This is a genomic window from Streptomyces litmocidini (assembly GCF_014649755.1).
Classification (GTDB): domain Bacteria; phylum Actinomycetota; class Actinomycetes; order Streptomycetales; family Streptomycetaceae; genus Streptomyces; species Streptomyces litmocidini.
Genome location: NZ_BMTQ01000006.1, coordinates 222517 through 247895, shown reverse-complemented (window position 1 = coordinate 247895; position 25379 = coordinate 222517). Strand labels below are relative to the sequence as shown.

General features: G+C 73.3%; 23 protein-coding genes. 11 read left to right on the top strand and 12 right to left on the bottom strand.

Features of this window, described 5'->3' with window-relative positions:
• Window positions 1–9 precede the first annotated feature (9 nt).
• Entirely contained in the window at window positions 10–1263 is a 1254-nt protein-coding gene (locus IE180_RS16175) for an MFS transporter (protein WP_190157556.1), read from the top strand.
• 79 nt (window positions 1264–1342) lie between these two features.
• Window positions 1343–2665: an MFS transporter gene (locus tag IE180_RS16170; RefSeq protein ID WP_190157555.1), complete on the top strand. Its 1323-nt coding sequence runs from the start codon at window positions 1343–1345 to the stop codon at window positions 2663–2665.
• Window positions 2666–3180: 515 nt separating this feature from the next.
• Here the strand turns inward: IE180_RS16170 and IE180_RS16165 are convergent.
• The 4 genes from IE180_RS16165 to IE180_RS16150 all read right to left on the bottom strand — a co-directional run bounded on the left by IE180_RS16165 (window position 3181) and on the right by IE180_RS16150 (window position 8518).
• Window positions 3181–3765 (bottom strand): flavin reductase family protein, encoded by a 585-nt coding sequence (locus IE180_RS16165; protein ID WP_190157699.1) that lies wholly within the window; start codon window positions 3763–3765, stop codon window positions 3181–3183.
• 358 nt (window positions 3766–4123) lie between these two features.
• Complete coding sequence (locus IE180_RS16160) at window positions 4124–4909, bottom strand: enoyl-CoA hydratase/isomerase family protein (RefSeq protein ID WP_268255456.1); 786 nt, start codon at window positions 4907–4909, stop codon at window positions 4124–4126.
• 8 nt (window positions 4910–4917) lie between these two features.
• Window positions 4918–7140 carry an acetate--CoA ligase family protein gene (locus IE180_RS16155; protein ID WP_190157554.1) on the bottom strand — a complete coding sequence of 741 codons (2223 nt, stop codon included), beginning with the start codon at window positions 7138–7140 and terminating at the stop codon, window positions 4918–4920.
• A gap of 109 nt (window positions 7141–7249) precedes the next feature.
• Entirely contained in the window at window positions 7250–8518 is a 1269-nt protein-coding gene (locus IE180_RS16150; protein ID WP_190157553.1) for a flavin-containing monooxygenase, read from the bottom strand.
• 184 nt (window positions 8519–8702) lie between these two features.
• Between IE180_RS16150 and IE180_RS16145 the strand changes: the two genes are divergently transcribed.
• Both IE180_RS16145 and IE180_RS16140 read left to right on the top strand, forming a co-directional pair.
• Window positions 8703–9155 carry a DoxX family protein gene (locus tag IE180_RS16145; RefSeq protein WP_190157552.1) on the top strand — a complete coding sequence of 151 codons (453 nt, stop codon included), beginning with the start codon at window positions 8703–8705 and terminating at the stop codon, window positions 9153–9155.
• Window positions 9152–9574: a Zn-ribbon domain-containing OB-fold protein gene (locus IE180_RS16140; protein ID WP_190157551.1), complete on the top strand. Its 423-nt coding sequence runs from the start codon at window positions 9152–9154 to the stop codon at window positions 9572–9574. Before IE180_RS16145 ends, IE180_RS16140 begins: the two co-directional genes overlap by 4 nt.
• On the opposite strand, the gene IE180_RS16135 is transcribed toward IE180_RS16140, so the two are convergent.
• The 3 genes from IE180_RS16135 to IE180_RS16125 all read right to left on the bottom strand — a co-directional run bounded on the left by IE180_RS16135 (window position 9563) and on the right by IE180_RS16125 (window position 13156).
• Complete coding sequence (locus IE180_RS16135; protein WP_229860504.1) at window positions 9563–11575, bottom strand: serine/threonine-protein kinase; 2013 nt, start codon at window positions 11573–11575, stop codon at window positions 9563–9565. The genes IE180_RS16140 and IE180_RS16135 overlap by 12 nt on opposite strands.
• A gap of 226 nt (window positions 11576–11801) precedes the next feature.
• Complete coding sequence (locus IE180_RS16130) at window positions 11802–12356, bottom strand: hypothetical protein (protein ID WP_190157550.1); 555 nt, start codon at window positions 12354–12356, stop codon at window positions 11802–11804.
• 242 nt (window positions 12357–12598) lie between these two features.
• Window positions 12599–13156, bottom strand: a complete 558-nt coding sequence (locus IE180_RS16125) for a nitroreductase family protein (RefSeq protein WP_190157549.1) — start codon at window positions 13154–13156, stop codon at window positions 12599–12601.
• Between the two features lie 135 nt (window positions 13157–13291).
• Here IE180_RS16125 and IE180_RS16120 point away from each other — a divergent pair, with 135 nt between their 5' ends.
• Window positions 13292–13624, top strand: coding sequence for a hypothetical protein (locus IE180_RS16120; protein ID WP_190157548.1), 333 nt, complete (start codon window positions 13292–13294; stop codon window positions 13622–13624).
• A 131-nt stretch (window positions 13625–13755) separates the two neighbouring features.
• Window positions 13756–13902, top strand: a complete 147-nt coding sequence (locus tag IE180_RS16115; protein ID WP_190157547.1) for an ATP-binding protein — start codon at window positions 13756–13758, stop codon at window positions 13900–13902.
• A 4-nt stretch (window positions 13903–13906) separates the two neighbouring features.
• Here the strand turns inward: IE180_RS16115 and IE180_RS16110 are convergent, their stop codons facing one another.
• The 4 genes from IE180_RS16110 to IE180_RS16095 form a co-directional block, all read right to left on the bottom strand.
• A complete protein-coding gene (locus tag IE180_RS16110; RefSeq protein ID WP_190157546.1) occupies window positions 13907–16123 on the bottom strand; it encodes an FG-GAP-like repeat-containing protein in 2217 nt (738 codons plus the stop codon).
• 235 nt (window positions 16124–16358) lie between these two features.
• On the bottom strand, window positions 16359–18581 hold the full coding sequence (locus tag IE180_RS16105) for an FG-GAP repeat domain-containing protein (RefSeq protein ID WP_190157545.1): 2223 nt from the start codon (window positions 18579–18581) through the stop codon (window positions 16359–16361).
• A 108-nt stretch (window positions 18582–18689) separates the two neighbouring features.
• On the bottom strand, window positions 18690–19199 hold the full coding sequence (locus tag IE180_RS16100; RefSeq protein ID WP_190157544.1) for a mycothiol transferase: 510 nt from the start codon (window positions 19197–19199) through the stop codon (window positions 18690–18692).
• 46 nt (window positions 19200–19245) lie between these two features.
• Window positions 19246–19644, bottom strand: a complete 399-nt coding sequence (locus IE180_RS16095) for a DnaJ family domain-containing protein (RefSeq protein ID WP_190157543.1) — start codon at window positions 19642–19644, stop codon at window positions 19246–19248.
• A 151-nt stretch (window positions 19645–19795) separates the two neighbouring features.
• Here IE180_RS16095 and IE180_RS16090 point away from each other — a divergent pair, with 151 nt between their 5' ends.
• Window positions 19796–20632, top strand: coding sequence for a M23 family metallopeptidase (locus tag IE180_RS16090; protein WP_190157542.1), 837 nt, complete (start codon window positions 19796–19798; stop codon window positions 20630–20632).
• A gap of 104 nt (window positions 20633–20736) precedes the next feature.
• On the opposite strand, the gene IE180_RS16085 is transcribed toward IE180_RS16090, so the two are convergent.
• Entirely contained in the window at window positions 20737–20943 is a 207-nt protein-coding gene (locus IE180_RS16085) for a cold-shock protein (RefSeq protein WP_190157541.1), read from the bottom strand.
• A 261-nt stretch (window positions 20944–21204) separates the two neighbouring features.
• On the opposite strand from IE180_RS16085, the gene IE180_RS16080 reads away from it, so the two are divergent.
• The 4 genes from IE180_RS16080 to IE180_RS16065 all read left to right on the top strand — a co-directional run bounded on the left by IE180_RS16080 (window position 21205) and on the right by IE180_RS16065 (window position 25367).
• Window positions 21205–22077 (top strand): menaquinone biosynthetic enzyme MqnA/MqnD family protein, encoded by an 873-nt coding sequence (locus IE180_RS16080; RefSeq protein WP_190157540.1) that lies wholly within the window; start codon window positions 21205–21207, stop codon window positions 22075–22077.
• A 414-nt stretch (window positions 22078–22491) separates the two neighbouring features.
• Window positions 22492–23691, top strand: coding sequence for a cyclic dehypoxanthinyl futalosine synthase (gene mqnC, locus IE180_RS16075; protein WP_190157539.1), 1200 nt, complete (start codon window positions 22492–22494; stop codon window positions 23689–23691).
• Window positions 23692–23698: 7 nt separating this feature from the next.
• A complete protein-coding gene (locus IE180_RS16070) occupies window positions 23699–24298 on the top strand; it encodes an amidohydrolase family protein (RefSeq protein WP_190157538.1) in 600 nt (199 codons plus the stop codon).
• Window positions 24299–24674: 376 nt separating this feature from the next.
• Window positions 24675–25367, top strand: coding sequence for a demethylmenaquinone methyltransferase (locus IE180_RS16065; protein ID WP_190157537.1), 693 nt, complete (start codon window positions 24675–24677; stop codon window positions 25365–25367).
• The last annotated feature ends 12 nt before the right edge of the window (window positions 25368–25379 follow it).

The window sequence follows — 25379 nt, the reverse complement described above, 5'->3', positions numbered from 1 at the left end:
TACGAGTACGTGTCCGTGACGGACAACACGTACAAGTCTGAGGCCACCGGGCGGATTCCCGCCCCGGTCGTGCCGCCCGCGCTGTGGAACCGTAACTTCCGGCTCTTCTTCGTCGCCCGGGGCGTCGCCGTCTTCGGCGAGGGCATGGTCCCGGTCGCCTTCGCCGCCGGACTCCTCGGCGCAGGCCACCCCGGCTCCACCGTCGGCTACGCGCTGGGCGGCTGGACCGCCGCCTTCGCGCTCTTCGTGCTCTTCGGCGGCGTCCTCGCCGACCGCTTCACCGCCCGCCGCATGATGATCCTCGCCGACCTCCTGCGGCTGCCCGGCGCCGCCGTCCTCGCCGTCTCCTTCACGCTCGGCGGCCCGCCGCTCTGGGCCGTCTACGCCCTCTCCGCCCTCAGCGGCGTCGGCGCCGCCCTCTTCCAGCCGGGCGTCGCCTCCACCATCCCCCGCATCGCCCCCGACGTGCAGCGCGCCAACGCCGTCCTGCGGGTCGTCGAGGCCCTCATGACCATGGCGGGACCGGCCGCCGCCGGTCTGCTCGTCGCCGTTCGGAACGCCGGTGCCGCCTTCGCCGTCAACGGCGTCACGTTCGCGGTGAGCGCCGTCTGCTTCCTGCTGATGCGGCTCGCCCCGATCCCCTCCGACACCGCGCCGCGCGCCTCCCTCGGTGCGGAACTCGCCGGTGGATGGCGGGAGTTCAGGTCGCGGAGCTGGCTCTGGGGCGTCATCTCCATCTGGACGGTGTACGGGCTGACCGTCGCCGGACCCATGGTCCCGCTCACCGCGAGCCTCGTCACCGGGGAGCACGGCTCGGCCGCGTACGGCACGCTCATGGCCGTCAACGGCGCCGGCAGCGCCGCCGGCGGCCTCCTCGCGATCCGGCTGCGCCCGCGCCGCCCCCTCGCGGCGGGCGCGGTGGCGCTCCTCGGCCTCCCGGTGAACCTGACCCTGCTCGGCACGGGCGCGCCGGTCGGGGCCCTCGGCGCCGGGCAGTTCATCGGCGGGGCGGCCTTCGCCTTCTGGCTGGTCATGTGGTCCACCTCGGTCCAGACGCACGTGCCGCAGGAGGCGCTGAACCGGATGCACGCGTACGACGTGGCCGGCTCGCTCCTGATGATGGGCGTCGGCCGCACCCTGTCGGGGCCGGTGGCGGCGGCGGTCGGCACGGAGGAGGTGCTGCTCGCGGGGGCGGGGATCGCGGTGCTCGTGGTGGCGGCGCTGCTGGTGGCGCGCCCCGTCAGGACGCTGCCGCGGGTGTAGGGGTGCGTGGCCCGATCCGTTGGAAACCTGTCGTTCGGGCCAATGGCGGGGGAGGGAGCGGCCCGGAATGCTCGGTGGCATGGCCCAGACAACCGAGACGTCCGCCGCCACCACGCCGGCCGGTCCGTCGCCCCGTGTCCCCCGCACCCCCCGCGTCCACCGCGCCTGGTTCGTCGCGGCGGTCACCTTCGTCACGATCATCGGCGCCGCGGCCTTCGCCTCCCTGCCGGGCCTCCTGATCGAACCGCTGCACGAGGAGTTCCACTGGTCGCGGGGCACCATCGGCTTCGCCGTCTCGGTGAACCTCGCCCTCTACGGCCTGACCGCCCCGTTCGCCGCCGCGCTCATGGACCGCTTCGGCATCCGCAGGGTGGTGGCCGTGGCCCTCGGCGTCATCGCTCTGGGCTCGCTGCTCACCGTCTGGATGACGGCGGCCTGGCAACTGGTCCTCTACTGGGGCGTCCTCGTCGGCCTCGGCAGCGGCTCCATGGCCCTCGCCTTCGCCGCCACGGTCACCAACCGCTGGTTCGTCGCGCGGCGGGGGCTGGTGACGGGCATCCTCACGGCGGCGGGCGCCTCGGGCCAACTGGTCTTCCTCCCCCTCCTCTCCTGGCTGGTGGAGCACCACGGCTGGCGCCCGGCCGCGGTGACGGTGGCCCTGGCCGCCCTCACCGTCGTCCCCTTCGTCTGGCTGCTGCTCCGCGACCACCCGGCGGACGTCCGGCTCGCCCCGTACGGCGGGGAGTACGCCGACAAGCCCACCCCCGCCCCCGGCGCGGCCCGCCGCGCGCTCGCCGTCCTGCTCAAGGCGGCCCGCACCGGCCCCTTCTGGCTCCTCGCCGGCTCCTTCGCGATCTGCGGAGCCTCGACGAACGGCCTCGTCAAGACCCACTTCGTGCCCGCCGCCCACGACCACGGCATGCCCGTGACGGCGGCGGCCGGACTGCTCGCGGTGATCGGCGTCTTCGACGTCGTCGGCACGGTGGCCTCCGGCTGGTTCACCGACCGCTTCTCGCCGCGCCGGCTCCTGGCGGTCTACTACGCCCTCCGCGGGATCTCGCTCCTCTTCCTCCCCATGCTCCTGGCCCCGGCCGTGCACCCCCCGATGCTCTTCTTCATCGTCTTCTACGGCCTCGACTGGGTCGCCACCGTCCCGCCCACCATCGCCCTGTGCCGCGAGCACTACGGCGAGGACTCGGCGATCGTCTTCGGCTGGGTCCTCGCCTCCCACCAGGTCGGCGCGGCGGCCGTCGCCTTCGCGGGCGGCGTGGCCCGCGACGTCTTCGGCACGTACGACGTCGTCTGGTACGCCTCGGGCGCGCTGTGCGCGGCGGCGGCCCTGATGGCCCTGGTCATCAGCCGCCCCCGGACGGAGCCGGCGCCCCTGGCGGGGGCACGATGACCGCCGATGAGCGGCCCTGACGAGGGCACGCCCGACTCCCCCCGGTCGCCGCGCCCCCCGCCCGCGTGGGGCCCATGCCCTACTGGGCGGTGCCCCCGCCCGCCGTGTGGGCCCGCGCCCTGATGGGCGATGCCCCGGCCCACCCCCTGTGTGGGGCCCGCGCTCTGATGGGCGATGCCCCTCCCGCACCCCCCGTGTGGGCAATCGTCCCGCTGGGCGGGACGGGTGGGCACACGGGACGGCGCCCTCCAGCGGCGCCTCCGCGTTCCGGGCCCCGACCCGCACCACGTCGTGCGGCGCACGTTCGGTGCGGGTCCAGGCGCAGCAGCCTCGGGCGCCGGCAAGGGGCGCCGTTCCGTTGTGCCCACCCGTTCCGCCCCAGCGGAACGACTGCCCACAACGGGGGGGGTGCGGCCCACAACGGGGGCGGGCGCAGCCCACGGCGGGGGTGGGTGCGGCCCACGGCGGGGGTGGGCGCAGACCGCAACGGCGGGGTGCGCCCGCGCCGGGGGCGGCTACCCGCTGAAGCGGCCGAACCGCCCCCGGTGGAAGAGCAGCGGCCCCCCGGCCCCCTCCGTCGCGTCCAGGCCCTCCACCCGCCCCACCACGATCAGGTGGTCCCCGCCGGTGTGGACCGTGGTGACCGTGCAGTCGATCCAGGCGGGCGCGCCGGCGAGGCGCGGGGAGCCGGTGGCCGGGGCCGGGTCCCACGCGACGCCCGCGAACTTGTCCGCGCCGCTCACCGCGAAGGACCGGCACAGTTCGTCCTGTCCGGCGCCGAGGACGTTGACGCAGAAGGTTCCGGCCGCCGCGATCCGGGGCCAGGTGGTCGACGTCCGGGCGACCATGAAGGCCACGAGGGGCGGGTCGAGGGAGAGGGAGGCGAAGGACTGGCAGGCGAAGCCGGTCGGCCCGTCGGCGTCGAGGGCCGTCACGATCGTCACCCCGCTCGCGAAGTGGCCCAGGACGCGGCGGAATTCGGCCGGGTCGACGGGTGGGCGCTCGTCCTCCCGTACCGCGCGCAGGGCGGGTCGGGGCAGTGGTTCCACGGCCGTCGGCGAACCGGCCGCTCTCAGGTGTCGGACGGCGGTGGCCGCCATCCCCGCGTGTCCCATCACGCCGTCCATTGAAACTGACGGTTCGTCAGATGGGAAGCCTCCGGGGACGATGGCCACCGACTCGGCCGGCCCGCGACGGTTCCCGTCGCCCGGGTCCCCGCGACGCCGGTCGGGAACCGGGTCCTGCGGGGGTGTCGCGCTGGACGGCGCCGGGGCCGCCGTCGCCGCCGGGCTCGTCGGGACCACCGGCTCCACGAGGGCCGTCAGCAGGGCGGGAGCCAGGAGAGGGGACCTTCCGGGTCTTTCGCGCGAGCGCTCGGAGCAGGGCCTTCCGTTCCCCCGGAGCGGTGTGTCCGGCGTGTGCGCGACGCCCCCCGGGGCCCCGGTGCGACGGCCCCCGCTACCGTCCCTCGTACCGCGCCTCCCGCCGCTCCACGAAACTCGCCACGCCCTCCTGGGCGTCCCGGGTGGTCATGTTCAGTTCCTGGGCGACCGCTTCCGCCGCGAAGGCGGCGGCGCGGTCCACGTCCAGCGACGCGTTGACCAGCTGCTTCGTGAGGGTCAGGGCCCGCGTCGGGCCCTGGGCCAGGCGTTCGGCCCATTCCCGTGCCGTCTCCTCCAGCTCGTCCGCGGGGACGACCCGGTTCACCAGGCCCATCCCGAGGGCCTCCGCCGCCGGCACCGCGTCGCCGAAGAACATCAACTCCTTCGTCCGGCGCGGCCCGATCAGCCGGGGCAGGAGGTACGCCCCGCCCCCGTCCGGGACCAGCCCCCGCCGTACGAACACCTCGATGAACCGTGCCGAGTCCGCCGCGAGCACCAGGTCGCAGGCGAACGCGAGGTGCGCCCCGATCCCGGCCGCCGTCCCGTTCACCGCCGCGATCACCGGTTTCTCGCAGTCCAGTACGGCGGAGACGAAGCGCTGCGCGCCGAGCCGGATCATCCGCGCCACGTCCCCCGCGACACGCTCGCCGGTGGACGGCGCGCCCCGCAGGTCCGCGCCCGCGCAGAAGCCCCGTCCGGTGGCCGTCACCACCACGCAGCGCACGTCCGGGGTGGCGGAGGCCTCGGCCAGCAGGGCGATGATCCGCTCCCGCTGGTCCCAGGTGACCGCGTTCATCGCCTCGGGGCGGTTGAGCGTGATCCAGGAGACGCCGTTCTCGACGGTGTGCAGCAGATCCGGCACGAGGGCTCCTATCGGCAGACCGCCAGCGCGTCCAGGGCCACCGCCCCCTGCCCGCGCGGCAGCACCATCAGCGGGTTGACGTCCAGTTCGGCGAGGTCGCCGTCGAGTTCGAGGGCCATCCGCTGGACGCGGAGCACCACCTCGACGAGGGCGTCGACGTCGGCGGGCGGTGCGCCCCGTACGCCGTCGAGCAGGGCCCGGCCGCGCAGTTCGCCGAGCATCGAGCGGGCCTCGCGCTCGCCGAAGGGCGGGACGCGGACGGCGGTGTCGTCCAGGACCTCCACCAGCACTCCGCCGAGGCCCACGGTGACCGTCGGGCCGAAGAGTTCGTCGTGGGTCACGCCCACCACCATCTCGACGCCGCGTCCGACCATCTGGCAGACGAGGATGCCGTCGAGGTCCACCGACTCGTACCGGGCGATGTCGGTGAGTTCGCGGTACGTGTCCCTGACCTGGCTGGCCGAGGTCAGGCCCACCTTCACCAGGCCCAGTTCCGTCTTGTGGGCGAGCTGCGCGCCCGAGGCCTTCATCACGACCGGGTAGCCGACGAGCCCGGCGGCCCGGACGGCCGCCGCCGCGCTGGTGACGAGCTGCTCGCGCGGCACCCGTATCCCGTACGCCCGGAGCAGCTGTTTCGCCGCGTGCTCGCTGAGCCGCCGGCCGGGCCGCAGGAGGGCCCGGGCCTTGCGGAGGGAGGGGGAGGGGGTGCGGGGGGCCTCGTCGAAGGGGGAGCGGTAGGCGGCGGTGAAGCGGTGGTGGTCGAGGTGGGCCTTCACGGCTCCGATGCAGTTGGCGAAGGTGCGGAAGGTGGCGACGCGGGAGGAGCCGAGGAGGGTCTCGCGGTAGGCCGCCTCCGTGCCGACCGGGGAGCCCCAGACCACGCACACCAGTTTGTCCGTGGCCTCGGCCGCGTCGACGAGGTCCTGGGCGAGCTTGTCGCTCATCGGGGGGAAGGGGCCGGTGATGGGGCAGATGAGGACGCCGACGGAGGGGTCGGCGAGGATCGCGTCGATGATCTTCCGGCCGCGCCAGTCGCCCACGGGGTGACCGCCGTTGTCGACGGGGTTGGCGACGTTCAGGTACTCCGGGATCCACTGGTGCAGTTCGTCCTGTTTGGCCTGGCCGAGCGTGGGGAGTTCGAGTCCCGCCGCCGTGGCCAGGTCGGCGAAGTGGGCGCCCGTACCGCCGGAGATGGAGTAGACGACGACGCCCTCGGCGAGCGGCCGGCGCGCCCGGGCGAGGAGGGCGGAGGTGTCCTGGAGCTGGTCGAGGCCGTCGACGCGGATCACCCCGTACTGCCGCATGGCCGCGTCGACGACCCGGTCGGCGCCGGTGAGCTTGCCGGTGTGGGAGGCGGCGGTGCGGGCGCCGGTCTCGGTGCGGCCGACCTTCACGGCGACGACGGGGACGCCCCGGCGCGCGGCCCGGTCGGCGGCGAGGAGGAAGGAGCGGCCGTCCTTGAGCCCTTCGACGTAGCAGGCGATGGCTCCGACCTCGGGGCGTCCGGCGAAGTAGGCGAGGAAGTCGGCGGTCTCCAGGTCGGCCTCGTTGCCGGTGGGCGCCCAGTGGGAGAGCCGGACGCCGATTTCCTGGAGGGTGAAGACGGGCCGCCCCTGGTGGCCGGACTGGGTGATGAGGGCGACGGCGGGGCCTTCGAGGTCGTCGCGGAAGCGCTCGAAGGCGTTGAGGTTGGTGTTGGGGCCGAGGAGGCGGATTCCGGAGCGGCGCACGGCGGCGGCGAGGCGTTCCTGCGCGGCGGCCCCGGCCGCCCCGGTCTCGGCGAAGCCGGAGGCGAAGGCGACCGCGAACCGCACCTTGGCCGAGGCGAGTTCCTCGATCACGGGCAGCGGGTCGGCGACGAGGAGGACGGCGAGGTCGACGGGTTCGGTGAGCGCGCCGACGGAGGGCACGCAGTCGATCCCGAAGACGGTCGTACGGGTCGGGTGCACGGGCACGAGCCGGGCGCCGACCCGTTCGGCCCAGGCGAGCAGCTGCCGGGTGATGCCGGTGTTGGGCCGGCCCTCGGCGTCGGAGGCGCCGATCACCGCGACGGACTCGGGCCGGAAGAACCGGTCGAGGTCGGGGACGGGGGCGTGCAGCGGCCGGCCGCTGACGTCCAGGTCGCCGGGGGCGGCGGTGACGCCGTGCACGACGGTCGGGGGCGCCTCGCCGCAGGCGACCACGCGGGCGCGCAGATCGGTGGTGAAGGTGCCGTGTGTCGATCCAAGCATGTGTGTCGCCCGCCCTTCACCCGTCCGCATGTACCTGACGTTCAGTCAGATTACAGAACTGACGCCCAGTCAGGAATGGGTGCGCGGGGGGCAGTCCGAGCCGTGCAGGTCAAACGTCCTGATCGGCTCCTCGCCCGTCCTGATCGGCCCCCCGCCCGCCCCGGTCGGACCCTTGCCCGCCCCGGCCGGTCTCTTGCCCGCCCCGGCCGGCTCCGCGTTTCGCCGCCGTCCGTGCGATCCGCCGTGCGATCCGCTCCGCGTCCCTCGCCAGCTCCCGGAGCATCCCGCTGATCGGGTTCGTGAACCCCGTGAAGTACAGCCCGGGCGCCTCGCGCGGGCTGCGCGCCCCGTGCGCCACCGGCAGCCCGCGCCCGTCGAGGACGTCCAGGTGCCCGAGGAGCGGCTCCAGGGCACGCCGGTAGCCGGTCGCCGCGATCACCGCGTCCGGGGTGATCCGGCTGCCGTCCGCGAGGAGCACCCCGCCGTCCTCGAAGCCCTCCACGGCCGCCACGATCTCGACCTTCCCGGCCCGTACGGCGTCGATCAGGCCGACGTCCTGCACGGGGATCGCACCCTCCCGCTGCCGGGTGGCGAGGCCCTTGTCCGGCCGGGGCAGTCCGTGTGCGGTGAGGTCGGGCGAGGCGAACCGGGCGAGGAGGGCGCCCATCCGGTCGACCAGGGCCACCGGCAGCCGCCGCACCAGGATGCCGGAGCGCTGGGCGGGCCAGCCGAGGGTCGTGCGGCGCACGATGTGCGGGACGGTCCGCACCGCGAGCCGCACCCGGGCCGCGCCGCCCTCGGCGAGGTCGGCGGCTATCTCGGCGCCGGTGTTGCCGATGCCGACGACGAGGACGTCCTGTCCGGCGTACGGCTCGGGGGCGCGGTACGCGCACGCGTGCACGAGCCGGCCGCCGTACTCGTGGAGACCGGGCCAGTCCGGCAGGTGCGGGGTGTGGTTGTACCCGGTGGCCACCACGACCGCGCTCCCGGTGAGCAGGCGCCCGCCGGTGGCGTGCAGGACCCAGTCGGCTCCGGAGCGCTCGACGCGGTGGACCTCGACGCCGGTGACGATCTCCAGCTCGTGCTTCTCCGCGTACGCCTCCAGGTAGCGGACGACGTCGGCGCGGGCGACCCAGCGGCCGAAGGAGCGGGGCATCTTCAGGCCGGGGAGGGCGGAGAGCCGTCGGGTGGTGTGCAGCCGCAGTCGGTCGTAGTGCGCGCGCCAGGAGGCACCGACGGCGTCGGACTTCTCCAGGACGACGGCCCGGACGCCCCGCGCGCGCAGGGCGGCGGCGACGGCGAGCCCGCCGGGGCCGCCGCCGATGACGTACACGGGGTGAACGGCCTGCGGAGGGGGTGTTCGGGGGGTGGTGGCCATGAAGGCTGAGCGTAATGACGTGTACACGCGGTGGGTCTCGGTCAAGAGGGATTTCGGTTGCGAATCGGTCACGCTCGCCGGCTTCTCTCGGGCGGACGGGCCGTGCGCGCCCGCCCCTTGCGCTCCCCGCCCGCCCTGCGCTGAACTGACGTACCGTCAGATCCGGTTCACGGGGAGGGTCCGCATGCAGACCGTCTGGCTCACCGGCGCCGAATGGCTCGCCGTCCTCCGCATCGGCCTCGGCCTGTGGTGGCTGGAGAGCTGGCGCCACAAGGACAAGAAGGGCTGGTTCGAGCGCGGCACCGGCATCGCCTGGGCGGCGGACGTGGCCGGCAGACACCGGTGGGCGGTGGTGAGGAACGGCTTCGACGCCGTCGTCGCCCCGCGCCCCAAGCTCATGGCGTACGTCGTCGTCCACGCCGAACTCGCCCTCAGCCTCGGCCTCGTCACCGGCCTCCTCACCCCCGTCGCCCTCGTCGGCGGCCTCCTCCTCAACCTCCTCTACCTCGTCCTGATGATCCACGACTGGGCCGAGCAGGGGCAGAACGCGATGATGGCGCTGATCTCCCTCGTCGCGCTCCTCGCCGTGTCCTGGCAGACCTGGTCCCTCGACTCCGCGATCGGACTCCTCCGATGACCGCCACCCCGGCGAACCTCCCCGACGTCGACGCCTTCACCCGCCCCTACTGGGACGCCGCCGCCGAAGGGCACCTGCTGCTGCGCCGCTGCGCCGCCTGCGGCCGCGCCCACCACTACCCGCGCGAGTTCTGCCCCCACTGCTGGAGCGAGGACGTCCGCTGGGAGCGGGCGGGCGGCCGCGCCACCCTCTACACCTGGTCGGTCGTCCACCGGAACGACCTCCCGCCCTTCGGCGACCGCGTCCCGTACGTCGCGGCCGTCGTCGACCTCGCCGAGGGGCCCCGCATGATGACGGAGGTCGTGGGCGTGGCGGAGGAGGACCTCCGGATCGGGAGGGAGCTGGAGGTCGCGTTCCGCACGGAGGGCCCGGACGGGGGCGTCACCGTCCCCGTCTTCGGCCCGGTCTCAGACGGGTGAGATGTTCCGCCAGAACTGGCTGCTGTCGGAGCCGCAGGCGTAGACCGTCGCGGAGAACGAACCGGCCGTCAGGCACAGACCGCTGCTCACGTTCTTGAGGGCCCGCCCCGAGGACGACGAGGAGACGACCTTCCACGCCTGGAGGGAGGAGCTGTTGCACGTGGCGGTGGTGACGGTCATGTTGCTCGAGGGCTGGAGGCAGCGACCGCTGTGCCTGTTGGCCAGCCGGAACGTCCCGTTCGCACCGGCCGAGTACGACCAGGAGAACCAGTAGGGGGACGTCCCGTTCCCCTGGGAGCCGCACGTCGTGGTCGTGACGAGCTCGGCGAAGCCCGCGTTGTACTCCGCCAGGCAGTTGCCCGTGGTCGCGTTCTCCAGGGAGTACGTCCCGGAGGGTGTCGAGCCGCCGGTCGACGGCGGGGGCGCGGGCTGGGTGGTGGTGGCCGGCGGCGGGGCGGGCTGCTGGGACGTCGACCCACCGGACGTGCCGCCGGAGGAGGTGGAGGAGCCGGACCCGGACCCGGAGGTGCCGGACCCGCCACCGGTCGTGGTGGAACCCCCGGAGGACGAGCCCCCGGAGGGCGAACCGCCGGAGGACGAACCGCCGGAGGACGAGGAGCCTCCGGGCAGCGTGCCCGTGCCTCCCGCCCCACCGCCCGTACCGGGCGGCGGCGGGACGGCCGTGGCGGGACCCGAGGGCTTGGCGCCCGGTTTCTTGGACGCCGACGGCTTGACGGACGGCTTGGCGGTCGTCGGGCCGGCGGACCCGACCTGGGCCGGCTGCGAGGCCACCGCCGACGGCGACGCCTCCGGGGCCGCGCCGAGACGACCGACGTACGGGCTGAGGGCAATGGTCAGGGTGGTTCCGGTCGCCACGACGACGGGCACGGCGAGCATGACGAACCGGTTGCGCCGCCGCCTGTCGGGAGCGCCCGTGCCCGTGAGGGCGATCGGGTCGGGCCCGCCGGTCGCGGGCTCCTTCGGGGCCTGCGGGGTCAGCGGGGCCGTCGCCACGTCCTGCGTCGGGTCGGTCCGCTCCAGCTCCGCGAGCTGCTCGGCGGTGGGCGCCCCGGCGGCGAAGACCGCCCGCTCGGCGATCCGCTCGGCGACGGCGGCCGGCCAGACGGCGCCCGCCGCCTGCTCCTCGGTGAGCCCGACGAGCTCGCCGGCCGTCGGCCGGTCCGCCGGGTCCTTGGCGAGACACCTCCGTACGAGCTCCGCCAGCTCGGGGTCGCCCTCCGCGAGCCGCCCGAAGTCCGGCTCGCCGTGGACGACCCGGTAGAGGAGATCGGGCCCGGAGCCGTCACCGAACGGAGGCCGCCCGTTCGCCGCGTACAGCAGGAGGCTGCCCAGGCCGAACACATCGGCGGCACCGGTCAGCCGGCGGTCGGCGACGGCCTGCTCGGGGGCCATGTAGGCGGGGGTGCCGATGACCATGCCGGTCTTGGTCAGCCGGCTCTGGTCGGCCGCGCGGGCCACGCCGAAGTCGATGAGCGAGAGGCCGGTGCCGGTCAGCATCACGTTGGACGGCTTGAGGTCGCGGTGCACCATGTCCGCGCCGTGCACCACCCGCAGCCCGGCCGCCGCCTCCCGGAGGAGCCGCCACAGGGCACCGCCGGACAGCGGACCGCCGTTGAGCCGGACGGCCTCGTTGAGGGTGATGCCGGGGATGAACTCGGTCGCGAACCACGGCGGCTTCGCCGTGCGGTCGCTCGCGAGGAGCTTGGTGTTGGCCCCGGCGGGCAGCCGGGCCAGGTTGTCGAGCTCGTGCCCGAAGTGCCTGAGGAAGTCGGCGTCCTCGGCGAGCACGGGAAGGACCCGCTTCACCGCCGCGAACTTCCCGGGCACGGCACCGAGATAGACCCGTCCCATCCCGCCGGACCCGAGCACGCCGAGCAGCCTGAACGCCCCGATCTGCCGTGGGTCGCCCGATTCGAGCGGCATCGCCCCGCTGCCGCGCAGACCGTCGGGACTGGACTGGTCTTCCGATTCCCCCTGCATGGGCCACACAGTAGCCGAGCGGGTCGGAGACCTGAATGGAGCTCAAGTTCTCGTTGCCGAACCGTCGTTGCGGTTTCGGGCGAACCGGGTCGCCGGTGTCCGACCGTCATGGGACGGGCCCCGATCCGAGCGGAGGCGGGACGGACGAGCCGCTTGTGGGAGGCGGGGAGCGGCTCGTCCTCGATGACGTCGGAGGCCGACCGGGTCACCCCGGTCCGGCGGAGGTTCAGGCGACGATCGCGATGACCTTCGCGGCGTATCCCACTGCCTGGACGGTCGAGTCGACCAGGGCGCCCACGTTGAGGTTGACCCTGTTGCTGCAGCGTGCCTTCCAGGCACCGTTCGAGTCCCGGAAGGCGTCACGGATGGACTGGCGCGAAGCGCTTCTGTTCCAGTTGTAGTCCCGGGATCCCGATTCGAAGGTCCCGTGCATCCGGCCGGACGTCTGGAACACGAAGGCCGTGCCGTTGCCGAAGCGCACGACGCAGACACCGGCGAAGTCGTAGCTCGGTGCGCCCGAGTCGTGCATGTGACCCGAGTAGCTGTAGGACCCGCTGGGGAAGACGCTCAGCGAGTACCAGCCGCCGACCGGGACGCCTCCGCCGAAGGTCACGTTCTTGTTGATGATGACCTGCGTCGGCAGGATGGAGGGGCTGTCGGGTGCGAGGTTCGCGGTGCCGGGCGTCGCCGCCCCCGCCGCGGTCGGGCCGGCGACGGTTCCCGCCGCCACCAGGGCGGCTGCGAAGCCCGTCGCGACGCGACGCTTGAGAATGCTGACCATGACTCCGTCTCCTTCGAGCAACGGAGAAGGTGTTGGTTTTTCAACCGTTGAACAGTGGCGTTTCTCCACTGTGAGAACGACCGGCCGGTCCTCTGCCACCTGTCACCGGTCGTGTCGACCGGTGCTCACCCATAAGGGGCACCAGTGACCACACTAGTCAGTCGTCCGCTTCTTTGCGCGGTGGGGAACCGGCCGTCGCCGGAACGGTCGTTCAGCGGCGGGCGGGGACTCGACGCCGCACCTCACGCGAGGGCCCAGGGCGCGGCCAGCAGGTCCGCGACGCTGCGCCGGTCGCGGCCCTCCGGCGGCTCCCCGGCCGCCTTCCCCAGCGCGACCATGGAGACGATCGACCATCCCGGGTCCGGGTCCAGCTCCTTGGTGAGGCGCTCCATGTCGAAGGCCCGGAACTGGTGCGAGGACAGGCCCAGCGCCTCGGCCTGGAGGGTCATGTGGGCGACGGCCTGGCCCAGGTCGTAGTCCGCGAACTCGGAGTGGAGCAGCTCCGTGCCGTCCACATGGCGTCGCGTCAGGGTGACGACGAGCAGTCCCGCGTCCGTCGCCCACCGGGCCGAGCTGGGCGCGAGGTGGCGGACCACCCGCTCGTGGTCCGGCTCCCCGGGCCGGCTCGCGAAGAAGCCCCACGGCTGGGAGTTCCCGGCGGACGGCGCCCACCGCGCGGCTTCCAGCAGCAGGCGCAGGGCGTGGTCGTCGACGACGGCCGACGGGTCGAACCGGTACGGGCTGAACCGCCCCGCCAGCAGGGGGTGGATGCCGTCGGACGGCTCCGGGTCACGTCGCATGTCCCGGTCCAACCGGCCGTCGAACAGGTGTATTCCGGTACTCGGCCAGGCCTTCCCCCGCACCCCTTCGTCACCTCCACCCGTGCCGTCGACGGCGTTTCCCTCCAGGCCTGCTCGTGGGGCGGCCCGCACGACGTGGCCACGCTCCCGGAGGCCGACACCCGGGCCGGGTACGAAACGACCCTGACGTACGACATCCGCGTCGACGCCCACGGCTATGCCGAGCATCTCGGGAACGTCACGGCCATCCTCGAAGTGGCCGACGGGGCCGGGGCCGTCACCGACCGCGGCCCCGTCGCCTTCCGGTCCGTCGAGGGCGCCCCCGAGGCGAACCCGCGGACGGCCGTGCTCGCCCGCGACACGTCCGGCAGGCTCTGGCAGGGCGAGTCCTCGGGGCACCCCGACAAGCCCCTCGAGGCCCGCGAGCAGATCGGCTACGGCTGGGACGTCTACGACACGATCCTCTGACTCGGCCCGGCGCCGCCCCTCCGAAGGCCCTCCGGGTCGGTGACCGGCCGGGCGCGCCCGTAGATCCCGGTGGAGGCGGCCTCACGTCGTCCCCCGGGAGCCGGCGGGGTGAACGGGCCTCCCGGGCAAGGATGTTGAGGAGACCCGCCCCTGCCCGGGAACCGGACGAGGGCGGCGACGGGCTGCTGCCCGTCGCCGCCCTCGCCACGGCGTGGGGCGTGAAGCACCGGTCCGTCGGCAGGGCGGTCCGGGCGACCGTGCCGCTGACGGGCCGGTGACCGGTCAGAACAGCGTGGTGTACCAGCCGGGGGCGGGCAGGATCGTGCCGGCTCCGGCGCGCGGGGCGAAGGGGACCTTCCAGTCGCCGGTGCCCCGGTAGAGGGCGAGGGTGCTGTCGAGGTGGCCCGTGCGCCCGTTGGCCAGGAGGTCGGGGCGGCCGTCGCGGTCGGCGTCGCCGACGGCGACGATCTCGTTGTACGCGTTCCAGCCGCCGCCGATCCGGGTGCGGGCCGCGAAGGTGCCGTCGCCCTTGCCGAGGTAGAGCCACAGGACGCCGGAGGCGTCGCGGGCGATCAGGTCGCCGGTGGGGTTGCCGCCGATGTTCCCGGTGGCGACGAGCTTGTTGTAGACGCCCCAGCCGTAGCCGATCTTCCTGCGGGGCGCGAAGGGCGCGGAGGCGTTTCCGGTGCCCTTGTAGAACCAGAGGTCGCCCGCCTTGTCCGCGGCGACCAGGTCGGGACGGCCGTCGCCGTCGAGGTCGCCGTTGCCGGTGACGTCGGTGTACGTGTTCCAGCCGCCGCCCACCCGGACGGGCCGGGCGAAGGGGGAGGCGGCGTCGCCGGTGCCCGGGTGGATCCGGAGGACGCCGGTCTTGTCCCGGGTGACGAGGTCGGAGTACCGGGAGCCGCTGACGTTTCCGGGGGTGAGGACCCGGTCGTAGGCGGCCCAGCCCGCTCCGGCGTTCGTCGCGGCCGGCACGCCCGTGTGGGCGAATTCGAGCGCCTTGCGGCCGTCGAACACGTACAGGTCGTCGTTTCCGCGGACGAGGAGGTCGGGCGAGCCGCTGTCCGAGAAGTTGTGCGGGCCCTGCCCGCTGTCGACCTTGAGGGTGCCGGTCCGCTCGACGGCCGGTCCGATGCCGTTGCGGGGCGTCGCCGTCATCCGCCAGGTGTAGTCGCCGTTGTAGGCCGTGTAGAAGTCGTCGAACAGGCCGTTCCACGTCACGGTGACCCGCCCGAGGGGGTCCGCGCCCTCGGTGTACGTCCTCCGCTTTCCGGAGGCGGTGTGGATCAGCTCGATGCGGGCCGACGTGGGCTGGGAGAACCGCCACGTCAGCTTCACGTCGCCGCCTGTCCTACGGAAGTCGGCGGTGGTGGGGACCGACTGCTCCACGACCTGGAGGACGATGGGCACCCCCGTGCTCGCCACGAGGGTGGCGGTCGGCGTGCCGTCGGGGCCGGGCGCGATCCGGTAGATGCCCTCGCCCTGGTCGACCGTGCCGCCCTGGACGAGGAGTTCGGTGTCCGACTGGCTGCGGATGGTGTCCAGGCTGTCGAGGACCTTGACGGTCTGCCCGGTCGTCAGCGAGCGGAGTGACAGCCCGTGGAGGGGGTTGGGGTAGGAGGTCGTGTTGGTGTCCCCGTACGCCAACCAGTCGCCCATCAGTTCGGCCTGGACCCGGCTCCCGTAACCGATGGGGATGCGCGTGGTCTCGGGCTGGTTCCTCCGGGCCACGTTCAGGGCCACCGTCCCGTTGGCGGCCGGGCTCTCGGCCCAGGCCAGGTGCGTGGCGGACAGGGTGAGGTCGGTGTCGTGGTCGGCTCGTGCCACGCGGCGTTCCTCCACCACCGTGGCGGTGGCGACGTCCACGACGGCCGCGTGCCATTCGGCCCCGTTGTCCACGACCTCGTAGTACAGGAGGGACAGGGTGTCCGGCGAGTCCACCTGGCTGGTGAGGGAGCGGGCGTCCGCGTCCTCGGGCAGCCTGGACACCGGCCGGTCGACGATCGTGCCGTCCGGCTTGCTGATCAGGTGGACGTCCCGGCCGTCGCCGCCGTCGGCCCTGGGGACGCTGACGACGAGGGTGCTGCCGACGAGGTCCACGAGGGTGGCACCGGTGCCGAGGTAGCCGATGTCGATGGTCACGGGGGAGGAGGCCCCGGACATGTCGTACACGGTGTGGACGGTCCCGGCCGAGGCCACGACGGTGTCCGCGCGGACCGTGCCCGCGGAGCCCGCGGGCAGGGCGGTCGTGACCCCGTCCGCGTACCGGGTCCAGGAGAAGCCGCCGTCTTCGTGACGGGTGAGGAACCCGGACGGGCCGTTGCCGACCAGCCGGGAGCCCGGCGGCAGAGTGAGCGCGGGGGCGGGCGCCGCGACGGCCGCCGTCTCCGCGTGCGTGCCGGTCGCCGCCACGGCGGGCGGGGCGAGGACGCCGGCGGTGACGGCGAGGGCGACGGCTACGGCGAGCCGGTGCCGGGTGTGGCGCGTGGGGTTCAAGCGTCTGCCTTCCCTGGTGTTTCGGTTTCTCGGCTGCTCCACCGATCCGTCGGAGCAGGGCGTCGGGGTGGCCGCGGAGGCTTCGATCGGGACCGTCCGGCAGGTGGGCGGTCCGGCGGTCTCGCTGCCGATCCGGCCCGAGAGCGGCGCCGTCCGGTCCCCGGTGCCGCGGGACGCGCCGTGGGGAGGGCGCGCCCCGCGGCAGCGGGTCGTACGGGCGAGGAGGCCGTGCGGATCAGGCGACGCTGTTGAACTTCGTGCCCTCGTTCGCGTACAGCGTGGTCGTCTGGCGGCTGAACGGGGCCGTGGTCGACCCCGTGGAGCGGTAGACGGCGGCGCCGCCCGCCCCGTACGCGATCAGGTCGGGGCGGCCGTCGTTCGTGACGTCGCCGGCGCCGACGAGCTGCGAGAAGGCCCCCCAGCCGCCGCCGACCCTGATGCGGGGCGCGAAGGTGCCGTTGCCGTAGCCCAGGTAGAGCCACAGCACCCCCGAGGCGTCGCGGGCGACGAGGTCGCCGGCGCCGGCGCCGGCGATGTTGCCGGTGGCGGTGATCTGGTTGTAGACCCCCCAGCCGCCGCCGACGCGGACGCGCGGGGCGAAGGGCGCGGTGGAGGAGCCGGTCCCCTTGTAGAGCCACAGGACGCCTGAGCCGTCGGTGGCGAGGAGGTCGGAGCGGCCGTCGCCGTTGAGGTCGGAGCCGCCGGTGAGCTGCTTGTAGCCGCCCCAGCCGCCGCCGATCCTCACGCGCGGGGCCAGGGTGCCGTCGCCCTTGCCGAGGTGGTGCCAGAGGTAGCCGGAGCCGTCCAGGGCGACCAGGTCGCCGTGGGCGGAGCCGGCGATGTCGCCGACGGCCTCGATCTGCCGGTAGACCTGCCAGCCCGTGCCGATCCTCGTCCGCCGGGCGGACGCGGCCTGCCCGTTGACCGGCCAGTCGAAGAGGTCGTCCCGCCACAGGTTGCCCGAGGCGTCCCGGGCGATGACGTCGGTCGAGCCGTTGTCGTTGAGGTCGTGCGCGTTGGCCCGGCGCCGGACCTCGAAGCTGCCGGAGATGCCGGCCGGGCCGCCGATGCCGTCGGTGGGGGTGGCGGTGGCCTTCCAGGTGTAGGAGCCGTTGGGGGCGCTGATGCCGTCCAGGAGGCCGTTCCAGGCGTAGGTGAAACGGTTGCCCGGGGCGGGCGGGTCCAGACGCGCGGTGAGCTTCCTGCCCGTGGCGACGTGCGTGAGCGTGAGGTCCACGACGGCGTTGCCCCGCGACAGGGTCCACTCCATCGGGACCGGGGTGCCCGCCTTCTCCAGGTCGACGTGGGCGGGGACCCGGGCGTCGGTGAACTGCACGGCCAGGACCCGGCCGGTGGAGGACTCGAGCGCGACCCCGCCGTCGGTGATCCGGAAGAGACCGTCGCCCTCCGCGTTGAACCCGCGCACGAGCAGGGAGCCGTCGGGGGCGTGGGCCACGGTGGAGAAGTTGTCCAGGACCTTGTACGGCCGGGCGCCCGCGTCCATGAGGTTCCGTGCGTACAGCGGGCCCGGCGTCTCCGCGGTGGCCGTGCCCGGGACGCCGTAGAAGACGGTGTCCCCGACGATGCCCGCGACGACGGCCCGGGTCAGCTCGCCGGTCAGGGGGATGCGCGTGACCGTCGTGGTGCCGGTCCGCTGCGCGCTGAACTCGAGGCCGCCGTCCTGCGTCGCGTGGACCCAGCCGTTCCAGTCGGCGGTGAGGGCGCCGGTCGACGACTGGTCCCACTGGAGGGTGCCCGAACTGCCGCCCCAGTCGACGACCGAGGCGCTGTTCACGTCCGACGTGGCCGACCAGTACACGATCCGGTCCGTGGGGATGTACGGCTCCCGGACGCTGCCCAGGACGACGAACCGGTTGCCGGAGGAGGCGACGACCTTGTAGTCGATGTTCTTGGGGCGGGAGGAGAGCTTGCTCTTCTTGGTGACGCCGTTGACCTTCGAGAGCTGCCAGAGCTCGTGGTAGTCGTCGGTGGTCGACACGCTCACGAAGAGGTTCTCGTTGACCACGCCGACGAGCTTCGTGCTGCCCGACGGGAATTCGGCCCCGATGTTGAAGGAGGCGCGCCAGGCGCCCCCGTCCTTCATGTCCCGCACGGAGACGGTGTTGCCGTCGCCCGTCACGAGGAAGTCGGAGTTGCTGTCGTAGCCGACGATCCCGGTGCCGACCGTCGTCACCGAGCCGTCTCCGTACGCGTGCCACTCCAGCACCGTGGTGCCGGTGTCGTCCTTGCGGGACGTGAGGTAGCCGGTGGTGCCGGCGCTGACGACCTCGGCGTCGACGGGCAGGTTCGCCGCGTCGGCGGCGGAGGCGGCCGTCGCGGCGGCCGTCGGGACGGCGGCGACGGCCGGTACGGCGACGAGCGTTCCGGTCAGGGCGGTGACCGTGGACAGTGTGAGCAGCGCGGCGGCGAGCCGGCGCCCGGACGGACGGTGCTGCAAGAAAACCCCCTGTGCAAACGGGTGCGGCGCATGCCGCACCCGTTTCCAGACCCCTGAGCGACTCGGAGGGTTGTACGACCGTCGAGAAGACTTCCGGGAGGGCCCGCCTCAGCCCCGCCGCTCCACCACGCCCCGCGCGTACGCCGCCTGCCCGGCGTGCTGGAGGTCGTCCGCGATCACCGACACCAGCCGGACGCCGAGGGTGACGGGCGGGTCCCAGCGGGTGTCGACGATCCGGTCCAGGTCCGCGTTCGTGACCGTGCGGACCAGTTCCTCCGTACGGGCGTGCACGGCGTCGTGGTAACCGAGCAGCAGCTCCGCCGGCGCGCGGACCTCGCCGACCTGCGCGCTCGTCTGCCCGTAGCCGGTGGCGCGCTTCGGGAAGGGCAGCCCGAAGCGGTCCGCCCAGCCGTCCGAGGTCCACAGCTGGTCCGTGTCGAAGGCGTCCGCGAGGTGGTCGTCCTGGACCCGGGTGAGGTGCCAGACGAGCCAGGCGATCGAATTGGCGTCGGGATCGACGCGTACGGAGAGTTCCTCGTCCGTCAGCCCCTCCACGACCTCGTGGACGACCTCACGGATCCGCCCGAACGCGTCGAGCAGCAGACCGGCACTGTTCATGGGAGCTCCTCAGGGTCGGGGACCCGGGGCCGCCGGGGCCCGGGGTTCAGGAACGATCCTGCCGCCACCGTTCCACCGCCGCCTCCACGTCGAAGGGCCTCAGGTTCAGCGGGGGACCCGCCGGCGGGCGGACGAGCGCCTCGGCGATCCTGGTGTTGATCTCCCCGAGGACGCGGCGGACCTGGCTCTCCGAGACGGCCGCGGCCGCCTCCGCCTCCGCGTCCTCGGCCGCCTTGCGCAGGGCGAGGGAGGGCGGCAGCACGGACGCGCCCTCCCGGTGCATCTTCCCCTTGATCCACCACAGCTCGTCGTACGGGGCCGAGTCGTCGGGGAGGGGCTTGCCGAAGCCGGGCAGGCGGCGGAAGTCGCCGCGTTCCGCCGCCTCGCGGATCTGTTTGTCGACGAACGACTCGAAGCTGACTCCGGGCGGCTTGCGTTCGGTCATGTGTCCAGACTACGTACGCGCCGCCCGACCGGTGTGGTCCTCGCGGGCTACTGCCGCGCGCGGTCTTCCGGCACGCTGTGGTCCGTTCCACGCGCGTCGACCCCTGCTCCGCCCCTGTCCCGCCGCTCCCCGACCCCGTACCGGAGGACGCATGCGTGCACGGATCACCCCCCTCGGCACCCTGCTCGCGCTCGTCGCGGGCCTGCTCACCGCGCTCGTCACGACCACCCCCGCCCAGGCCGCGCCGCTCTTCAAGGCGCCGTACCCCTGCGGGCAGACCTGGACCTACAGCCACCACTCGGCCGAGGTCCGCCAGGCGCTCGACTTCGTCCGCTCCGACGGCGGCACCACCGCCGGCACCCCGGTCCTCGCCTCGGCGTCCGGCACCGCCCACCGCTACTCCCAGCCGACCGGTGCCGGGAACTACATCGTGATCGACCACGGCGGCGGCTGGAAGACGTACTACTTCCACCTCGGCGCCTACTCCGTCGCCGACGGCGCCCCGGTCGTGCAGGGGCAGCAGATCGGCACCACCGGCTCCACCGGCAACAGCTCCGGCGCCCACATCCACTACGAGCAGCTCTACAACGGCGTCGGCCAGAGCATCGCGATCAACGGCGTCTCCCTCGCCCCCTACCCCGGCTCCTACGGCTCCAAGTTCCTGACCAGCGACAACGGCTGCCCGGGCGGGGGCGGCGGGAAGTACTGGGTCGACACCTTCGCCGACGCCACCGGCTACGCCCAGGCGAACACGAACGACCCGCAGGGCGTGCTGGACGCGGGCACGAACTACGTCTACTGCAAGGTCTGGGGCGCGGAGGTCCGCGACGGCTCCGGGAACTACAACCACTGGTGGCTGAGGACCGACCTCGACATCGTCTACGCCGGGAAGAACGGCCGCGGGGCGTACGTGTCCGCGTACTACCTGTCCCGCTGGGGCAACGACGAGGCCCGCGACAACGACGGGGCCGTGATCCCGAACTGCTGAGACGCCCGTGCCCGGAAAAGGGCAGGAGCCCCGGCTCGCGCCGTGAGGCACGGAGCGGGGCTCCTTGGGTACTGCTCTAGTCGTGCGTTCGTCGACCGGGCAACTTAGTTGGCCGGGGAGACGTTCTCCGCCTGCGGGCCCTTCGGGCCCTGCGTGACGTCGAAGGTCACGAGCTGGTTCTCCTCGAGCGAGCGGAAACCGTTCGCGTTGATCGCGGAGTAGTGGACGAAGACATCCGGGCCGCCGCCGTCCTGGGCGATGAAGCCGAAGCCCTTTTCAGCGTTGAACCACTTCACGGTTCCGGTAGCCATGAGCCCTCCTATGGGCCAAAGGGTCGCCCTGCTCCAGAACCTGCAAACAAGTCTGAAAACTACAAAAGCCTGCGGGTTACATGCTCCGCAGGCTCTGTACTGCAAGGGAAACCAAACTGCAACTTGCGTCGAGCGTAGCACGCAGAACGCTCTCGGCGGTAGAGGTAAAGATCACGTCACCCGCATGTTTGATTCCGCTCCGTGTGCTGACGCGCGTGCCCCGCCGATGCCCACACTGCGAGACGGGTCTAGCCTCACGATGTGGACAAAACAACCGACGACCAGCAGCGCAGCCGGCCCCGCGTCGGACACATCCAGTTCCTGAACTGCCTCCCCCTCTACTGGGGCCTCGCCAGGACCGGGACGCTCCTCGATCTCGAGCTCACCAAGGACACGCCGGAGAAGCTCAGCGAGCGGCTCGTCCGGGGAGACCTCGACATCGGGCCGATCACCCTCGTCGAGTACCTCCGCAACGCGGACGACCTGGTCGCGCTCCCCGACATCGCCGTCGGCTGCGACGGGCCCGTCATGTCCTGCGTGATCGTCTCCCAGCGGCCCCTGGCGGAGCTCGACCACGCACGCGTGGCCCTCGGTTCCACCTCCCGCACCTCCGTGCGCCTCGCCCAGCTGGTCCTGGCCGAGCAGTACGGGGTCGAGCCCGACTACTACACCTGCCCGCCGGACCTCGGCCTGATGATGCAGGAGGCGGAGGCCGCCGTCCTCATCGGCGACGCCGCGCTCCGGGCCTCCCTGCACGACGCCCCCCGGCTCGGCCTCCAGGTCCACGACCTGGGGCTCATGTGGAAGGAGTGGACGGGCCTGCCGTTCGTCTTCGCCGTGTGGGCGGCGCGCAGGGACTTCCTGGCGCGCGAGCCGGAGACCGTCCACGAGGTGCACCAGGCGTTCCTGGCCTCGCGCGACCTCTCCCTCGAAGAGGTCGCCAAGGTCGCCGAGCAGGCCGCCCGCTGGGAGACCTTCGACGCCGAACTCCTGGAGCGGTACTTCCGCACGCTCGACTTCCGGTTCGGCCCCGAGCAACTCGCGGGAGTGCGGGAGTTCGCCCGCCGCACCGGCCCCACGACCGGCTTCCCCGCGGACGTCGCCGTGGAACTCCTGCCGGCCCCGGCGCGATAAGCGGCACGGCCGCGGGAATGGCGCGGCAAAGGAATAGGGGCGGGCCCTCCCGCGCGCCGGGCGGGCCTTTCCCCGGGCCGGGCGGGCCTTTCCCGGGCCGGAGGGGGCTTTCCGGACGCCGGGCCGGCCTTTCCGCGCGGCGCCCGGAATGCGGTCGCTCTCCCCGGACCGCCGGGGCCGGGACGACGGTGCCCGGACGCCGGTACCGGACCGCCGGTAATGGGACGCGCCGGAGACGCGCCCGGAATTCACCGGATATTCGCCGGACCCCCGCCCGTCCCTCCCCGGCGCCCCGCCCGCCGTCCACCCGCCCCGGCCCCCGGCGGGCGCGGAACCGCACCCTGCGGAAGTCGCCGGAAGCGCTGGCGTAGGCTGGCTCGGTCTGTCATAACCCCTCCGAAAGGGACGCACCCGGTGACCGAGAAGGCCGAACTCCAGTCTGTTCTCGACCGCGCCGCCGCGGGTGGCCGGATCACCCCCGAGGAGGCGCTCGACCTCTACCGCTCGGCGCCCCTGCACGCACTGGGCGCCGCCGCCGACGCGGTGCGCCGCCGCCGGTACGCGGGGACCGAGCACATCGCGACGTACATCATCGAGCGGAACATCAACTACACGAACGTCTGCGTGACGGCGTGCAAGTTCTGCGCGTTCTACGCCGCCCCGAAGGACACCGCGAAGGGCTGGACCCGGGACCTCGACGACATCCTGCGCCGCTGCGCGGAGACCGTGGAGCTCGGCGGCACCCAGATCATGTTCCAGGGCGGCCACCACCCGGACTACGGCGTCGAGTACTACGAGAAGCACTTCGCCGCCATCAAGAAGGACTTCCCGCAGCTGGTCATCCACTCCCTCGGCGCCTCCGAGGTCGAGCACATGGCCCGCATCTCCGGCGTCTCCGTCGAGGAGGCCATCACCCGCATCCACGCGGCCGGCCTCGACTCCTTCGCGGGCGCCGGCGCCGAGCTGCTCCCCGAGCGGCCGCGCAAGGCCATCGCCCCGCTCAAGGAGAGCGGCGAGCGCTGGCTGGAGATCATGGAGACCGCCCACAAGCTGGGCGTCGAGTCCACCTCCACCATGCTGATGGGCACCGGCGAGACCAACGCCGAGCGGATCGAGCACCTGCGCATGATCCGTGACGTGCAGGACCGGACGGGCGGCTTCCGGGCCTTCATCCCGTACACGTACCAGCCGGAGAACAACCACCTCAAGGGCCGGACGCAGGCCACGATCTTCGAGTACCTGCGCATGATCGCGATCGCCCGGCTCTTCCTCGACAACGTCGCCCACATCCAGGGCTCGTGGCTCACCACGGGCAAGGAGATCGGCCAGCTGACCCTGCACTACGGCGCGGACGACCTCGGCTCGATCATGCTGGAGGAGAACGTCGTCTCCTCCGCCGGAGCCAGGCACCGCTCCAACCTGCGCGAGATGATCGACATGATCCGCACGGCCGACCGCGTCCCCGCGCAGCGCACCACGACGTACGAGCACATCGTGGTCCACGACGACCCGGCGAACGACCCGGTCGACGAGCGCGTCGCCTCGCACATCTCGTCCACCGCCATCGCCGGGGGCACGGCGCACCCCGAGCTGAAGCTCCTCGACGCCCACTGACGCGCCGGTGCTGACCCTCCACGTCGCCGAGGCGACGCCCGAGAGCGCCGTCCTCGTCGACGGCGCCCTCGTCGCCGCCGTCGGCCCGTACGAGGACCTGGCCGCCGCCCGCCCCGAGGCGCGGGTGCGGCGGTGGCCCGGCATCCTCACCCCCGGGCTGCTCAACCCGTACGGCCCCGAGCTGCTCGAACAGACCTACCACCCGGACCCCCGGGAGGCGGCGGAGTTCGGCACCGAGCCGATCACGGGGGAGCGGGCGCGGGCGATCTTCCGCGCCGACCCGGCGCGGCTCGGCGCCAGTGCCCGGCGCGGGGTGCAGCGGATGCTGGCGCACGGCACGGTCGCGGTCGCCGGCGAACTGCGCGGCCGGGCCGCGCAGGACGCGGTGCGCCGGGCCGGTCTCGCCGTCGGGCAGCGGCCCCCGTCCCCGCCCGGGACGCCGTCCCTCTCCCCGGCGCCGCTGATCCTGCTGCCCGCCCTGGCGCCGGGCGGCCCCGCCCGGTTCGCCGTCTTCGACGTCCCCGACCGGGCGGCCCTGGTCCGCCTCGGCGCGTCGACCTGCGTCGCCACCGTCCTCGGCGGGCGCCTGGTCCACCGGCGCCGGTAGCCGGGGCCCGGCTCACCCGCCCCGGACCGGGACGCCCCTCTTCTGCACCGGGTGCGCGTCCGCGTGCTTCAGCAGATCGGTGCAGCGGGCGTCGCGCACGACGGCGAGCAGCCGGTCCGGCGCCGAGGTCGCGGGCGGTCCCCGCGTCTCCGCACAGGAGGCACGCGGTGCGGTACGGCCGCGTCCGCGCGGATCGGGCGAACTCCTCGAACCCGACGTCCGAGCCGGGCGGTGACGGCGTCTCGCTCCCTTCGCCAGCGCTGTCGCCCTTCCTCGAGCGCGCCCGGCCGGAAAAGGCCGAAGCCGATTCCCGGAAATCCCCCGGGCGCCGGGGCCGGTCCCCGGCCGCCCGGGGGGTGGCTGCCACAATGGCCGGGTGAGCCGAGCATCCCTGGACAAGCAGCCGCACGAAGTCGCCTCGATGTTCGACGACGTGGCGGCGAACTACGACCTCACCAACGACGTGCTCTCCCTGGGGCAGGACCGGCGCTGGCGCAAGGAGGTCGCGAAGGCGGTCGACGCGCGGCCCGCGCAGAAGATCCTCGACCTGGCCGCCGGGACCGCGACCTCCTCGCAGCCGTTCGTGAGGGCGGGGGCGTACGTCGTCCCGTGCGACTTCTCCCTGGGGATGCTGCGGGTCGGCAAGAAGAACCACCCGTGGATGCCGTTCACCGCGGGCGACGGCATGAACCTGCCGTTCCGCGACGACGTCTTCGACGCGGTCACCATCTCCTTCGGGCTGCGGAACATCCAGGACACCGGCCGGGCGCTGCGCGAGCTGCACCGCGTGACGAAGCCCGGCGGCCGGATCGTCATCTGCGAGTTCTCGCACCCCACCTGGGCACCGTTCCGCACGGTGTACGAGGAGTACCTGATGCGCGCGCTGCCGCCGGTGGCCCGCGCCGTGTCCTCCAACCCCGACGCGTACGTGTACCTCGCGGAGTCCATCCAGTCCTGGCCGGACCAGCCGACCCTGGCGGGCATGATGCAGAAGGCCGGCTGGTCGAAGGTGGCCCACCGGAACCTGACGGGCGGCATCGTGGCCCTCCACCGGGGCTTCAAGGCCTGACCCGCGCCCCTC